Raw genomic sequence first — 13,649 nt, forward strand, 5'->3', positions numbered from 1 at the left:
CTAGTCCCGCCTGGACTCGCGTTTAGATGCCTTCGTCAGCCGCTCCCGAATCCACGTGCATGGTATGCCTTTCGGTTTGGGCCGCGTGAAGTATAGCTTAGCGGCGAACGCGCCCGGAGGCGATGCCCGACATCAACGTTGTGACCTCCGGCAGGCTGACGTAACTGAAATCGCCCTTGATCGAGTGCTTCAAGCAGCTCGCGGCGACGGCGAACTGCAAGGCTTGTTGCGGGGCCGCGAATTCGGTGGAGTGCAGGGCGTAGAGCAGTCCGGCTGCGAATGCGTCGCCCGCCCCGACACGATCGACGATGTCGCGAATCTCATAAGGCCGATAGCCGCCGTCGGCGTCGAGGGGGGCAAAGCAGGCGCGGTCGGCCGGCACGTCGAACAACATGGCGCCCCAATTGTTGTGATCGGCCGAGATGCTCTCGCGAAGCGTGATCGCCACCTGCGAAAGACTGGGAAACTGCCTGGCAATTTCGCGGGCCACCTGCTCGTAGGCGGCCGGGTTGACGCGGCCCGCTTCCACCGAGGCGCCCGCGGCGTGGATGCCGAGCACGTCGCCGGCGTCTTCCTCGTTGGCCACGAGCAGCTTGACGTGCGGCAAGATTTGCGTCATGCACTCATGGGCAAGCTGCCGGGCATTGAAGCCCGGCTTCCAGCGCCAAAGCTTGTTGCGAAAGTTGAGATCGCACGACACGTGGATGCCGCGGTGGTGGGCCTTCCGGACCAGTTCCAGCGTCGCCAAATAAGCGTTCTCGCTCAGCGACGGGGTGATGCCCGTGACGTGGACCCACGTGGCGCCTTCGAGCGCGCGCTCGAAATCGTATTCCTGGGCCGCGGCCAGACTGATGGCGCTGTGATCGCGATCGTACACCACGAGCGAGCTGCGCTGGTTGGCGCCGGTCTCGACGAAAAAGACGCCCAGCCGTCCGACCTCGCGGCGCACGATCAAGTCGGTATCGACGCCCAAGCCGCGCAACACGGCCGCCAGCGCCTCGCCGATCGGGTTCGAGGGCAGCGCCGTGACGTAGCGGCAGCGTTGGCCCCACATGGCCAAGGCGGCACAGACGTTGGCTTCCGCGCCGGCAAAGGTCGCGTCGAGCCGGCCCGGCAAAACCTGCCGGAACCGCAAATGGCCCTCGGGCGCCAAGCGCAACATGATTTCGCCGAATGCCAAGAACATGGTTTCTCCGCCTGTGTTTCGTTTCTTGTAGGGTGGAAAAAGCGAGCTTGCGAGCGCCGGCCGACCATCGCCGCGATTTTGGATTTTCGATTTTGGATTCCAGCAATCGAAAATCCAAAATCCAAAATCCAAAATCGTGGTGGGCTTCATTCACGTTGGTTCCTCATTGCGGCAGTTCGCGTCCCTTCGTCTCAGGAGCGATCAAAAGTACGGCGATGCCGATCAAGAACAGCCCGCTCAGCCACAAGCAGGCGTCCTCCATCGACATGTTCCAGTGGTGCTGCATCCAGCCGTTGGCGACCAACATCGGCCCGGCCAGCAGGCGTGCGACGTTGAAACAAAAACCGCCGCCCGTGCCGCGCAACCGCGTGGGATAAAGCTCCGGAAAGTAAATCGCAAACCCCGCATGCATGCCCAACGTCAAAAAGCCGAAGCCGCCCAACAGCACGATCTGCAGCAAGTCCGACCACTGCGTCCAGCCCAGGGGCAAGCCAAACACGAGCGCCGTGCTGGCCACGCCGCCAAGCTGAAAGAACAAAAACGCCGGCCGCCGCCCGAACCTTTCGCAAAGCGGCCCGAACGAGAGCAGCCCCAGTCCGCCGCCCGTCGTCACGATCAGCATGCCCAGCATCTCCCAGCTTTTCATTTGTGAACTGTAGGAGCCGAGCAAAAAGTTACGGTCCTTCTCGGCGATCTTGCGAAGCGCCTCTTCGGTTTCTTCGTCGGTTTCGACGACCGACGCGGACTGTTTGCCCGACCAGTATTCCCAAGCGCTCACCGGCACATGGCTCGGATTGCCGGCCACCATCTGCGCCAGGTAAGCGTGCTCGCGGTCGCGTTTCAACACTTCCTTGCCGTAAATATGGATGCCCCAGAACGTGGCCAGACCGACTGTGGCCAGGCCGACGCCGACGAGCGTGCGCCGCCAACGGCCTTCCACAAAAAGTTCTCGAAAGCGTCCCAGCCGCTGGCCCAGCCCCGCGGCGGCGGCCTCACGGGCGTGCTGCCAACTCTCCGGTTCGTGCAAGCTCCAGCGGATCCAAAGCGTGAGCAGCGCGGGAGCGGCGCCGACGCCGAATCCCCACCGCCAGCCGATGTTTGGGTTGCCGACGAGCCATTGTCCGGCGGCGATGGCCATGTAGGTGCCCAACACGCTGGAGGCGTGAAAGATGCCCAGCGATCGTGCCCGTGCCGCCTTGGGAAAGACCTCGGCCACCAGCGCGCTGGCCACCGCCCACTCGCCGCCCACGCCCATGGCCACCACAAATCGCAGCCCTGCCAACTCCCACCAGGTACGCGCGAAGGCCGAGACGGACGTAAACAGCGAGTAGACGAGGATCGTATAGATCATCGTCTTGGTCCGCCCGATGCGGTCGCTGAGCATGCCGAAGGCCACGCCGCCCACGGCCCCGCCCAGAAGAAAGGCGGCGAAGGTCAGATTCGCGAAGTAAGCAATCGTCTGCCGCGGGGTATCTTTCGGCAACAGTTCGGGCATCGCCTCGTTCATGCTGGCGACGAAGATCTGCCCTTCGAAGACGTCGAACACCCAGCCGAGCGAAGCGATCGCCAGCGCCAGCCATTGATAGCGGCTGACTTCGGCATACCAGGGTGTGTTGTCGAGAGGCCGTTCCACGGGCACGATTGTGCCACTAAGCGCGTGGCGTTGGCAAGTGGCTGCGAACTTTCCGCTGCGACGTAGGGTGGGACCAGCGAGCTTGCGAGCGCCGGCCCACCATCGCCGCAATTCTGGATTTTGGATTACGTCAATCGAAAATGCAAAATCCAAAATCGTGGTGGGCCGGCGCTCGCAAGCTCGCTGGTCCCACCCTACACGCTGCCGTGCAGAATCAGCAGAGCGGGATGCCAACACTTCCGGCCAACGGCGTTCCGCTTGTGGAGCAAGCGGGCTGCTTCCCTCCCGCTTGCGGAGCAAGCGGGCTACTTAGTCCCACCACCAGGCCGACCGCTGCAGCTTCTCCGGAGCCGATCGCTGCTGCTGGCTGCCAAGCTCGCCCTGCCGGTCCGTGACGATCGCGTCGGGCACCACCAGCGACCGGCAATTGACCGTCACGCCGCCACTGATGGCCGCCAGAATATCCACGCGATTCCCGCGATTCACAGCGCGGTGGTTCAGCACGGTGTCGACTTCGCGCGGCGCCGGTCCGTGGGCCACGGCGTATTGGTTGGGGTCGCCCAGCGAAAGGAGATGCCAACCGATGCGGTCGGCAAGGGCCTCCGACCGCAACAGCGAGGCGGTCAATGCCAGATCGAAAATGTTCTGCAGGTCGGCATACACCGGGTACTTCTTTGCCAGGGCCTCGAAGTGCTTGGTGAAGCGGTGAGCGAACTCCGCGTTGAGCGGGTCGGACTGGCCGGTGTGGACCTGCTGGCCCGTGGCCGTGAGCAGCTCGTTTTCGCTGAGCACTTTCACGCCCTGCCCGCGAAGCTCGAACACGTTTCGATCGGCATTCGTCGCCAGCGCTTCATAGTTGACGGTAAACCACCAGCGCAGCACGTCGAGCGACTGGGCCCCTTTGCCGGCCGATTTCAGCATGTCGAGATAGCTGGGCACGTCGACCGTGCCTTCTTCCAGTCCGATGCCGACCAGTTTCATGCGATAATCGGCCTCCACGATGGCCTGCGCCACGCGGGTGCGCGGGTCGATGCCGAAGACTTCGACTTTCTGCCGGCCGAGTTGGCCGCGCAGCTCGGCCAGCCATTTTCCTCTCGTGCCCGGCTTGAGCGGCTTGCCGCTCGACGCCTGCAAAAACGCCTTGGCCTTCGCCAGCCCTTCCGCGGTGGGCGTGATGGAGCAGCCGAATTCGCCGTCGCGCGAGTTGAGCACGTGCCGCAAGATGACGACCAGGTCGTCCAACTGCACGACCGGCCGCCCGCCGTCGGCGCCGACCAGCCGGTTCTCGCGGTCGAGCGTCCAATCACCGGCCGGCCCGGCCAACACCAGGTCGCCCGTATCGGGATAGACAAGCACATAGCGGATGCGTTGCAGTCCGGCGAGCACTTGCATCTCTTCGTCGAGCGGCTGCCCTGCCGCCAGCCGCAACTGAATCTCGCGTTCCAGCCGCGGCAGCGAGATTTTTCGCAGCGGCGACGACTGGCGGACGCGGCCGTCGGCAGCCGCATGGGCCACGCTTTGCCGCAACTGGTTCAGCCGGTTGCCGCCGTCCTTGTCGACCACGGGGTGGACCACGCCGAGAGCATCGACGTAAACGCCGTTGCGATATTCCTTGATGGCGCCGGGACCGCCGACTTCGTCCCAGGTGGTCGGCGCGACGGTGGACGTAATGAGTTCGATCAGCGAGCTGAAGTCGGCGCCCGCTGCGCCGCCGCGTGCCGCTGGCGGCGGTGACGATGATTCGGTCAGCGTCTGGCGGCGGAGCACGTCGTCGCGCATCGAACCGGCCGTGGCCAACGCGGCGCGTGGTTCGCCCGCCGCCGCCTGTGCTCTGGCGATGGCGCCCAGCCGCGCATCGCGCTGCGCCGGCGGTGCCTGTTCGGCCCGGCTCAGGGCGGGCGCGAACTCGCCGCTGGCAAGCTGTTCGGCCAAGAGCGCGTCGTCGCCCGGCGCAGGATCGGCCGAAGCCGGCAAGCTTGCCAGCGCGACGCCGCAAACCACCAGGGCCAGTGCCATACCAACACGCCGCCACGCCGAATGTCGGCGACCGTCAAGCCATCTGCGTGCCATAAACTCGACTCCTTGCTCTTCTCTGATTCTGCCAAGTAAGTAACATGCCTGACTATAGATTCCAAGATGGCGGTCGCGAAGTCAAGAAAATTCACCGATTCGCCCGGATTGCCCTTCCAGCCAAAATGACGCCCCGGCGTGCCCGACAGCTTCATGCCCGACGTTGCCTCGCCTGCGCGGCGCTGCTGTTTGCCGCCGGTCAGGCGGCACTGGCGGTCGGCATCGAGGGTTGGCTGCCCGAGCTTCGCGACCCATTATACGGCCAAAAACTGGGGCAATTAAGGGATCGGCTGCCCCGGCACGACGCCGCGGACGGGCTGCTGGTGATGCTCGGCAGCTCGCGGACGGTACACGGGTACGATGCCGGCGTCTACGAGGCTTGTGTGCGCAGCGGCGGCCTGGCGGCGACCGTTTACAACTTCGGCATTCCGGGCGGCGGTCCGCTGACGGAGTTGATTGCACTGCGAAGGCTGCTGAAAGAGGGGATTCGTCCCGATGCGGTGCTGATTGAAGTGCTGCCCGCCTTGCTCGTTGACGAGGCCATGCGTCAGGAGGCCACGCATTACCCGGCCGCGCGGCTTTGGCACGACGAACTCCCGCTCGTCGAGCGTTTTGCCGGCCGCACGGACGATTCCCGCGGCCTGCGGACCGACTGGTTTGTGAGCTTGTGCGCGCCGGCCTACGCGCATCGTTTGCCGATCAAGCGCCGCTACTGGTCCGATCTCTTGCCGCGCGAGGGGCACGAGCACTTGTTCGCGCCCTTCGACGCGCACGGTTGGGCGGCCATCCCCGACGCGGTGCGGACGCCGGAGGCGGTTCAACGTGGCGTCGAGCTGGCCCGGCAGTCCTACGCGGAATGTTTGGGCGGATTGAGGGTCGGTTTGCTGGCGCGAGAGGCGATCGACGAGCTACTCGGCCTGTGCCGCGAGAACCAGATTGTCGCCACGCTGGTGGTGATGCCGGAAGGTCCGCGCTTCCGGCAGTGGTACTCGGCGGAGGCATCGGAAGAGGCCGACCGATATTTGAGCGAGCTTGCCGATCGTCACGGTGTGGCACTGGTCGATGCGCGGGCGTGGTGCGGCGAAGAAGCGTTTCTCGACTCGCATCATTTGCTGTGCAGCGGCGCGACGGCATTCAGCCGAAGATTGGCGCAGAACACCCTGCCGGTCGCCCATCAGCGTGTCGCTCGTGTGCCTCGCGGAAAGACGCCCTGACCGGAGGCCACGTTCATGGACGGCCATCGGGCGGACCGAAGCGGCCTGGTCCGCCGGGCGGAGGCCCACCAGGTGGCGGGCCGCCGGGGCCACGATCGCGCATCTGGCTCACACGCTGAAGCTGCTCTTCCGTCAAAATCTTCGCCAGCCGCGCGTCGACGTCGGCCTGCAGCTTCTCAAGTTGGGCCCGTTGTCGGCGAGTTAATTTAAGCTCGTCCTGCACGAATCGCGGCAGCACTTCTCCGGGGCGCGGACGTCCGCCCGGCGGCCCTGGCGGTGGACCGAAGCCTCCGCCGTCCGGTCCATCCGGCGGCGGTCCGCCTGCGACAATCTCTTCGGCCTGGAGATCGATCCGCGCTGCACGCAAATCGCCGCCTTCGCCTTGGCACTGGCCGCCTGGAAATTCCCCGGCGGAGACGGACAGCCGCTTGGTTATCGCGCCTTGCCGCCGTTGAACATCGCCTGCACCGGCATCGGCCCCGCCGCCGGCGAAGACGAGTGGCTGAAGCTTGCGGAACAATCTGGGAGGGGAATGACCGCGTTATCGCGCGAACCGATCCTGGCGGGTTTGCGACATCTCTACGCTCTCTTTTGTTATCCGCATGGACTTCCCACGCCGCATTCGGACGACCCGACGCAGTGGTTTTTCAAGGGAGATATCGCGACGAGCACCGAGGCATTCCAGGTGTCGGTGGCGCGGCTGTTGGGGTATCGCTGGCCGGAACAGGCCGACACGTGCGACGCGATCGACGCCTTGGCGGACCGCGACGGAATCGTCTGTTTATCCAGTGTCCGCGGCGAACCGGGCGCCGCTCAGCGGCTTTTGGAGGTCTTGCAAGCGGCGTATGGAGGGCGGTGGTCGAACGCACTACTGCACGACTTGCTGGCCGCCGCGGAACAAAAGGCGGCCGCCACCCTGGACGACTGGCTCCGCAATTCGTTCTTCGAGCAGCATTGCAAGCTGTTTCACCAGCGGCCTTTCCTCTGGCACCTCTGGGACGGCCGCAAAGACGGTTTCTCGGCGCTCGTCAACTATCACAAGCTCGACCACAAGGCGCTGGAGAACCTCACCTACTCTTATCTTCAGGATTGGATCACCGCCCAGGCCGGCGACGCAAAGCAGAACAAGACCGGCGCCGATCTGCGACTGAAAGCCGCGCAGGACTTGCAGCAGAAGCTCAAGTTGATTCTGGCCGGCGAGCCGCCTTATGACATCTTCGTGCGCTGGAAAGCGCTCGCCGAGCAAGCCATCGGCTGGCACCCGGACCTGAACGACGGCGTGCGGATGAACATCCGCCCGTTCGTGGCGGCCGATATTCTCCGCAAGAAGCCGAACATCAAATGGGGCAAAGACCGCGGCAAAGAGCCCGAGCGCGATCGAGACGAATACCCCTGGTTCTGGCAGGACGACGAACCCGTTGGCGACCGCGTGAACGATGTTCACCTGACGAACGCCGAAAAACAGGCGGCCCGTGAGCGAAAGTCCGCCGACGAATCACGTGCCACGGATGAAACACGGATGGAACACGGATGAAAGACAAAGTTGAGCCGTCCGTAGCCCGGAACGGGCGTCATTCGATAGCCCAGGGTGCAGCGCAGCGGAACCCTGGGTAGGCGAGTGAATCAATATACCGTAGCCCTGAAAGGGCGTCATTCCCCGGTGGCGGCAAGAGGCGGGCGACGCGGAGACGGTTGCTGCGCGAAGCGGGGGATATAATGGAAGACAAGTGTCCTGGAGGCCGTCGATTTGGCGGTCCGAGCCGCGAGCGGCAATCATCGCGGGATCCCATTCGCCGTACCTCTTAGACTGGCTGAATGCGGATGAGATCCGCCTGATGACGATTGGACCGAACAGCTATGCGACGTGTGGAAAACTGACCGATCATCCGCAATTCGACAAGTGGAAGGACGAGATGGCCCCGGGCGAACTGTGGAGCATGTTTGGCGAGAAGTGGCTCGCGGGAGCTGGAAATTCGAACCTGGAGGACTGGCAATGACCATCAGCCGCAAGGACGATTGGATTCAACTCGCCGAACTGGACGAACAGGACCAGATTCGGTTCACCGAGGAGTTTCGGTCTCTGATGGGCGATCTCGGCTGGGAGGCGAAGGCCTTTGTCGGACACCTGCTGGGACTGTGGTATGACCCGTTCGAGCATCTGCTCGACTATGGCAGCGGCGAGGCAAAGTATTCTCGCGATCAGCCGGGACAGTTCGACCGCAATGGGCTGGACGAGGCGCAAGACGTCGTGGAGTATTGGGCGGCGGACTGGAGCAACAATGGCAACCACCACGATCCTTCTCACCTGGCGGGTACGGGCCTGGGACTGGGCGTGGACTGGTATCGCGACGTGTTGCGGGCCAAGCTCGTTTCGCTGCGCCTGCCCGCGCGCTTGCTGTCGGAGTACAAGGCGAAGTTGATCGCGCGCCTGGACGAGGATGCTTCATGACCGTTTTCGATTCGCTGCTGACCGCGCTGGAGAGGGCGGCTGACCATAACCGCGATGATGCGGTTGCGCCCGCGGCCGTCCTTTGGCCCGATGAAAAGAGAGAATGGGAGCGGCTCGTGCCGCGGCTGCGTGTTCTGGTGCCGCACTTCCTCGTGCTCGGTCAGTACGAGCTTGCCAGCCGCACCGGCCCGGCGATCTGGCTGCGCTGCGTGCTCGCAGGGAAAGTGCCGGCAGTCACTTGGCAATCCGGTACGGTGCCAATTATCTACTTGCCCGGCGTCAGTCGCGCCACGCTACGGGCGACGGAGGATTGCCCGAACGAATTGAAGCCTCTCGCCGAACTTCAATATCGGGGCGTGTTCTGGTCGCAATCCAACGGCAAAGACTGGACGATCACCGCTTATCTGCAAACGAACCACGGCGGGTTGCAACTGAAGATCGCCAAAGATCAGGCGACGGCCAGCGCCACACGCCGCGCCCTGGAAAAGCTGATGGAGTTGCCGGTGGCGGAGTTGCGGGCAAAGTCGGCCAGTGGCGAGCTTAACAGCCATTACTTCCACCTCCTTATCAGCGACGACCCGGTGGACGACCTGCTTTCGTGGCTCGCCGATCGCGAGGCCGCTCGCCAGCGGATGGAGCACGACCGCTGGGAAGCCCTCTGCAGCGACTGCCTAAAGAACTACGGCTTCGACCCGAAGAGCGACGGGCCGCTTGTCGGCGCCGAACATCTTGGCCTTCAAACAAAAACCGCTTGGAAAACAGCCTGGAACCGGTTCGCCTCTGCGCCGAGCCGATACTCTGGCCTTATCGAGCAGCTTCGCCGCGCCAAGCCGAAAGAAAAGGGCGGGCCGCTGTTCAATCAGCCCGAAGAATTCTGGCCGCAAGACAACGAAGCGGCGGAAGCCGATTTGCGGGAAGGTCTGAGACAGATTGGTGAGCCACGGATGAAACACGGATTAAACACGGATAAAGAAATAAAGGAAGGAGGCGGCTCTACCTCCGATCCGTGTTTCATCCGTTTTTCATCCGTGGCCGAGGCCCGTAAGCGGTTGCACGAGTTGGAAGAACGTCACAAGCAGCGACGAGGGTGGGTCTGGGCGCGGATGAAACTTGCGCCGCTCGCCGATGCCTTGGAGCACTTGGCCAAGCTTGCCGAATCCACTCGCACACCGCTCGCAGGCGCGACCATCGGCGACATGGCGAGGCTTTACACTGAAGCGGGCTGGCGTGCTGACGCGGCAGCCTTGGATGCCGTGGCCGCCGTATCGAGCGCCCCGGACCGCGATGTGGTGTCTGCCGCCGTGGCCCAAGTCTATTCGCCGTGGCTGCGTGATGCCGCCGAGCTCTTTCAAGAGCGGGCCATGCACGAGCCGTTGCCGGGACGTACTTTCGCCCGTCTGTCGGAAGTGCCCAGCGGAACCTGCCTGCTCTTCGCGGACGGCTTGCGTTATGACCTCGCCCAGAAGGTCAAGGCAGCACTCGAAGCCAAGCAGATCGTCGTGCAACTAAAGCATCAGTTCGTCGCGCTCCCCTCCGTGACGCCGACCGCGAAGCCAGCCGTTTCACCCGTGGCCGATAAGTTGACGGGCACCGCGGCAGGCGAAGAATTCCGCCCTTGCCTGGCCGCGGATCAAAAAGAGCTGACGATCGAGCGATTCCGCAATCTGCTGGCAGCCGACGGCTATCAAGTCCTTGGCGTCAGCGACCATGGCGAACCAGCGGGCCGGGCCTGGACCGAGTTCGGTGACGTCGACAAGACGGGCCACGAGAAAGGCGTCGGCCTGGCACGCCGCATCCCTGAACTGGTCGCCAGCCTGGTGGAGCGAGTCGAGTCGCTGCTCTCCGCGGGATGGCGCGAGGTTCGCATTGTGACCGACCACGGTTGGTTGCTGGTGCCCAAGGGCCTGCCCAAGACCGATCTGCCAAAATACCTCACGGCGACTCGCTGGGGGCGGTGCGCCGTGGTGAAACCCGCGGCAACGGTCGATCTACCCTGCTTTGCCTGGTTCTGGTCGGACGACGTGCGAATCGCCTGTCCGCCTGGGATCGACAGCTTCATCGCCGGCAAGGAATACGGCCACGGCGGGTTGAGCTTGCAGGAATGCTGGTGCCGCAGCTTACGATTCAGGCTGGAACGCAGCCGACAGTTTCTGCGAGAATCGAGTCGTTCAAATGGGCGGGTTTACGGTGTCGAGTCAGGGTGGAAGGGGGCTTTGAGAACTGCAAGGTAGATCTGCGCGACAAAGCCGCTGACGCCGCGACCTCGCTCGTGGGCGACGCAAAGCCGGTCGGAAAGGATGGAACCGTGTCTCTTGTGGTGAAGCCCGAGATGGATTCCCGCGAGGGAACGCCAACCCATTTGGTCTTGCTCGACCCGGCCGGCAACGTCATTGAAAAGAATCCGGTGACGGTGGGAGGTTGACTTGAAAGACTTGGAAGCCACGGATGGGCTATCGAATGACGCCCGTTCCGGGCTACGGTTCCTTGAACCAACTCTTTTCCTTGATCCGTGTTTCATCCGTGTTTCATCCGTGGCCGAAAAATGACGATGGAATTAGACGAACTCGACCGGATCGCCGCCGACGCGTTCGATGGCTACATCGTCCGCAAAGACCTGGTGCGGAAGTTCGCGCGCCAATACCCGGTGCCAACTTACGTCTGCGAATTCCTGCTGGGTCGCTACTGCGCCAGCACGGACGAGCAGGAAATCCAGGAGGGACTGGGCATCGTCGAACGGCAACTGCGCGACCGGGCCGTGCGTAGCGGCGAAGAAGAACTGTTCAAAGCGCGTGCCCGTGAGACAGGCTCGGTCAAGTTGATCGACATCATCTCGACGCGGCTCGACGCCAAGACCGACTCTTACGTGGCGAGCCTCCCCAGCCTGCAATTGAAAGACGTCGCCATTGAAGACAAGCTCGTCCGCGACCACGAACGCATGCTGACCGGCGGCTTTTATGCCGAGGTCGACCTGAGCTACGACGCAGTGATCGCGCAGGAGAAGAACGGCCGGCCCTTCTCGGTGGCGGCTCTACGACCGATCCAGCTTTCCAAGCGCGATGTGCTGGACGTGCTTTATCTGGGCAGGAAGAGCTTCGACGTAGGCGGCTGGAAGAATTTTCTGCTCCGTAGCGTCGGCCTGGAACCGACGAGCATGAGCGAGCGCAACCGCGATGTAATGCTTCTCCGCATGGTTCCCTTCGTCGAGAACAACCACAACCTGGTCGAGCTTGGCCCAAGAGGCACGGGCAAATCGCACCTCTACCAGCAGATTTCGCCTTACGCCCATCTCGTCTCGGGTGGCAAGGCCACGGTCGCCCGGATGTTCGTGAACAACGCCACCGGCCAGCGGGGGCTTGTTTGCCTTTACGATGTCGTCTGCTTCGACGAAATCTCCGGCGTGTCGTTCGACCAGAAAGACGGCGTGAACATCATGAAGGGGTACATGGAGTCCGGCGAGTTCAGCCGGGGCAAGGAGAGCATCCGGGCGTATGGCAGCGTCGTGATGGTCGGCAACTTCGAGGTCGATGTTCAGCACCAGCAGCGCATCGGCCACCTCTTCGGCCCCATGCCGCCCGAGATGCGCAACGATACCGCTCTCATGGACCGCATCCATTGCTATCTACCCGGTTGGGACGTGCCGAAGATCAGCGAAGCGATCAAAACGAACCACTTCGGCCTGGTGTCGGACTTCGTCAGCGAGTGCTGGACGCGGCTTCGCTCGCACAACCGCATTTCGGCGCTGCAAGGCCGGCTGACATTCGGCGGGGCGCTCAGCGGGCGCGACCAGAGCGCCGTCGTAAAGACGATCAGCGGACTTTTGAAGCTGACGTACCCTTCTCCTGACGAGCCGGTGCCGGACGAAGACCTGGAATGGGCGGTGCGGCTCGCCCTGGAGTGCCGGCGGCGCGTGAAGGAACAGCAAAAAAGAATCGGCTCGGCCGAGTTCCGGAACACTCAGTTCAGCTACACGCTGGGCAAGGATGGCGTGGAGAAGTTCGTCGTCACGCCGGAGTTGCAAAGCGAAGACCATGTCGGGCACGACCCGCTGCCCGCCGGGCAAGTCTGGTCGGTCAGTCCCGGCGACCAGGACGAGGGCTCTGGCCTGTATCGCATTGAAGTCACCGAGGGGCCAGGCGGCGGAGTCAGGGTTTTGAACCGCCCGGCTCCTGCCGCGTTCTCCGAGTCGGTCAAGTATGCCGAAGCGAACCTTTATTCACGGGCCGCGGAATTGGTCGGCGACCGCAACCCGCGCGAACACGAATTCTCGATTCAGCTTCGGGCGTTTGACGCTAGCAAAGGCGGCCGCTCACTTGGCGTGGCTGCCCTATTGGCCATGTGCAGCGCGCTCATCAACCGCAGCCTGCGGGGCGGGCTGGTCGTGGTTGGGGGCCTGAATCTGGGCGGCTCCGTTGATCTGTTGCACAACGCCATCGACGTGGTGGAACTTGCCGTCGAGAAAGGGGCCGGCATCGTCCTGATGCCGGTCTCGGCCCGAAAGCAACTCTTCGACCTTTCCGACGACATGGCCACCAAGGTCAACGTCCTGTTCTACGGCGACGTGCGCGAGGCGTTCATCAAGGCGATCGCTGATTAGCGTGGTGCGGGACGGTCATGGCCGACGATCTCTTGCCGTCCACGAGGTTCAGCGATGAGATCGCGAGCAGCCCTAAAATTCCCGCCGGGCCGCGGGGCCTTCCTTGACCGCCGCGTCGGACTGGCACAAAATGAAGGCGTCCGTTCCCTCTCTTCTATTACGGAGCTCCCATGTCGCAAGCAATTGTCGATCCAACCGAATTGCGCCGCTTCGCCCATGCCCTCAAAGTCTTCAACGGCGATCTGCAAAACCGTATGCAGGTGCTGCACGGGCAACTCGGCGCCCTAAGCCAAACCTGGCGTGACCAGGAAAACCTGAAGTTCTCCGCCGAATTCGAAACCACGATGGTCGCCATCGCCCGGTTCGTCGAAGCCAGCAACGAACATATCCCCTTCCTGCTCCGAAAGGCCGAACGCGTCGAAGAATATCTGACGCAGAGATAGTGGTTAGTGGGTAGTGGGTAGTGGGTAGTAGCATTTGGCACAACAACTCCGCCGACCGCT

General features: G+C 63.2%; 11 protein-coding genes. 7 read left to right on the top strand and 4 right to left on the bottom strand.

Features of this window, described 5'->3' with window-relative positions:
* Positions 1-97: 97 nt before the first annotated feature.
* The 3 genes from VNH11_15435 to VNH11_15445 all read right to left on the bottom strand — a co-directional run bounded on the left by VNH11_15435 (position 98) and on the right by VNH11_15445 (position 4,889).
* A complete protein-coding gene (locus VNH11_15435; protein ID HVA47760.1) occupies positions 98-1,186 on the bottom strand; it encodes a sugar kinase in 1,089 nt (362 codons plus the stop codon).
* A gap of 163 nt (positions 1,187-1,349) precedes the next feature.
* Positions 1,350-2,819, bottom strand: coding sequence for an MFS transporter (locus tag VNH11_15440; protein ID HVA47761.1), 1,470 nt, complete (start codon positions 2,817-2,819; stop codon positions 1,350-1,352).
* Between the two features lie 309 nt (positions 2,820-3,128).
* Positions 3,129-4,889, bottom strand: a complete 1,761-nt coding sequence (locus VNH11_15445; protein HVA47762.1) for a DUF1598 domain-containing protein — start codon at positions 4,887-4,889, stop codon at positions 3,129-3,131.
* Positions 4,890-5,014: 125 nt separating this feature from the next.
* On the opposite strand from VNH11_15445, the gene VNH11_15450 reads away from it, so the two are divergent.
* Entirely contained in the window at positions 5,015-6,103 is a 1,089-nt protein-coding gene (locus VNH11_15450) for a DUF1574 family protein (protein HVA47763.1), read from the top strand.
* Between the two features lie 13 nt (positions 6,104-6,116).
* On the opposite strand, the gene VNH11_15455 is transcribed toward VNH11_15450, so the two are convergent.
* Positions 6,117-6,470, bottom strand: a complete 354-nt coding sequence (locus VNH11_15455; protein ID HVA47764.1) for a hypothetical protein — start codon at positions 6,468-6,470, stop codon at positions 6,117-6,119.
* Positions 6,471-6,485: 15 nt separating this feature from the next.
* Between VNH11_15455 and VNH11_15460 the strand changes: the two genes are divergently transcribed.
* From VNH11_15460 to VNH11_15485, 6 genes are all read left to right on the top strand, one after another.
* On the top strand, positions 6,486-7,637 hold the full coding sequence (locus VNH11_15460; protein HVA47765.1) for a hypothetical protein: 1,152 nt from the start codon (positions 6,486-6,488) through the stop codon (positions 7,635-7,637).
* 301 nt (positions 7,638-7,938) lie between these two features.
* Complete coding sequence (locus VNH11_15465) at positions 7,939-8,100, top strand: hypothetical protein (protein ID HVA47766.1); 162 nt, start codon at positions 7,939-7,941, stop codon at positions 8,098-8,100.
* Positions 8,097-8,552 (top strand): hypothetical protein, encoded by a 456-nt coding sequence (locus VNH11_15470; protein ID HVA47767.1) that lies wholly within the window; start codon positions 8,097-8,099, stop codon positions 8,550-8,552. The genes VNH11_15465 and VNH11_15470 overlap by 4 nt, the downstream gene beginning before the upstream one ends.
* Complete coding sequence (gene pglZ, locus VNH11_15475) at positions 8,549-10,783, top strand: BREX-1 system phosphatase PglZ type B (GenBank protein ID HVA47768.1); 2,235 nt, start codon at positions 8,549-8,551, stop codon at positions 10,781-10,783. The genes VNH11_15470 and pglZ overlap by 4 nt, the downstream gene beginning before the upstream one ends.
* A gap of 317 nt (positions 10,784-11,100) precedes the next feature.
* The gene (gene brxL, locus VNH11_15480) at positions 11,101-13,146 is read left to right on the top strand and encodes a BREX system Lon protease-like protein BrxL (GenBank protein HVA47769.1); all 2,046 of its coding nucleotides are present in this window, start codon (positions 11,101-11,103) and stop codon (positions 13,144-13,146) included.
* Between the two features lie 170 nt (positions 13,147-13,316).
* Positions 13,317-13,589 carry a WXG100 family type VII secretion target gene (locus VNH11_15485; protein HVA47770.1) on the top strand — a complete coding sequence of 91 codons (273 nt, stop codon included), beginning with the start codon at positions 13,317-13,319 and terminating at the stop codon, positions 13,587-13,589.
* Positions 13,590-13,649 lie beyond the last annotated feature (60 nt).

It is taken from the genome of Pirellulales bacterium (genome assembly GCA_035533075.1).
Taxonomy (GTDB): Bacteria; Planctomycetota; Planctomycetia; order Pirellulales; family JAICIG01; genus DASSFG01.

What these genes read in the sequence shown, in the direction of transcription:
- pglZ (HVA47768.1), top strand. Translation starts at nt 8,549, where the DNA reads ATGACCGTTTTCGATTCGCTGCTGACCGCGCTGGAGAGGGCGGCTGAC.
- VNH11_15445 (HVA47762.1), bottom strand. Translation starts at nt 4,889, where the DNA reads ATGGCACGCAGATGGCTTGACGGTCGCCGACATTCGGCGTGGCGGCGT.
- VNH11_15465 (HVA47766.1), top strand. Translation starts at nt 7,939, where the DNA reads ATGACGATTGGACCGAACAGCTATGCGACGTGTGGAAAACTGACCGAT.
- VNH11_15485 (HVA47770.1), top strand. Translation starts at nt 13,317, where the DNA reads ATGTCGCAAGCAATTGTCGATCCAACCGAATTGCGCCGCTTCGCCCAT.
- VNH11_15435 (HVA47760.1), bottom strand. Translation starts at nt 1,186, where the DNA reads ATGTTCTTGGCATTCGGCGAAATCATGTTGCGCTTGGCGCCCGAGGGC.
- brxL (HVA47769.1), top strand. Translation starts at nt 11,101, where the DNA reads ATGGAATTAGACGAACTCGACCGGATCGCCGCCGACGCGTTCGATGGC.
- VNH11_15450 (HVA47763.1), top strand. Translation starts at nt 5,015, where the DNA reads ATGACGCCCCGGCGTGCCCGACAGCTTCATGCCCGACGTTGCCTCGCC.
- VNH11_15470 (HVA47767.1), top strand. Translation starts at nt 8,097, where the DNA reads ATGACCATCAGCCGCAAGGACGATTGGATTCAACTCGCCGAACTGGAC.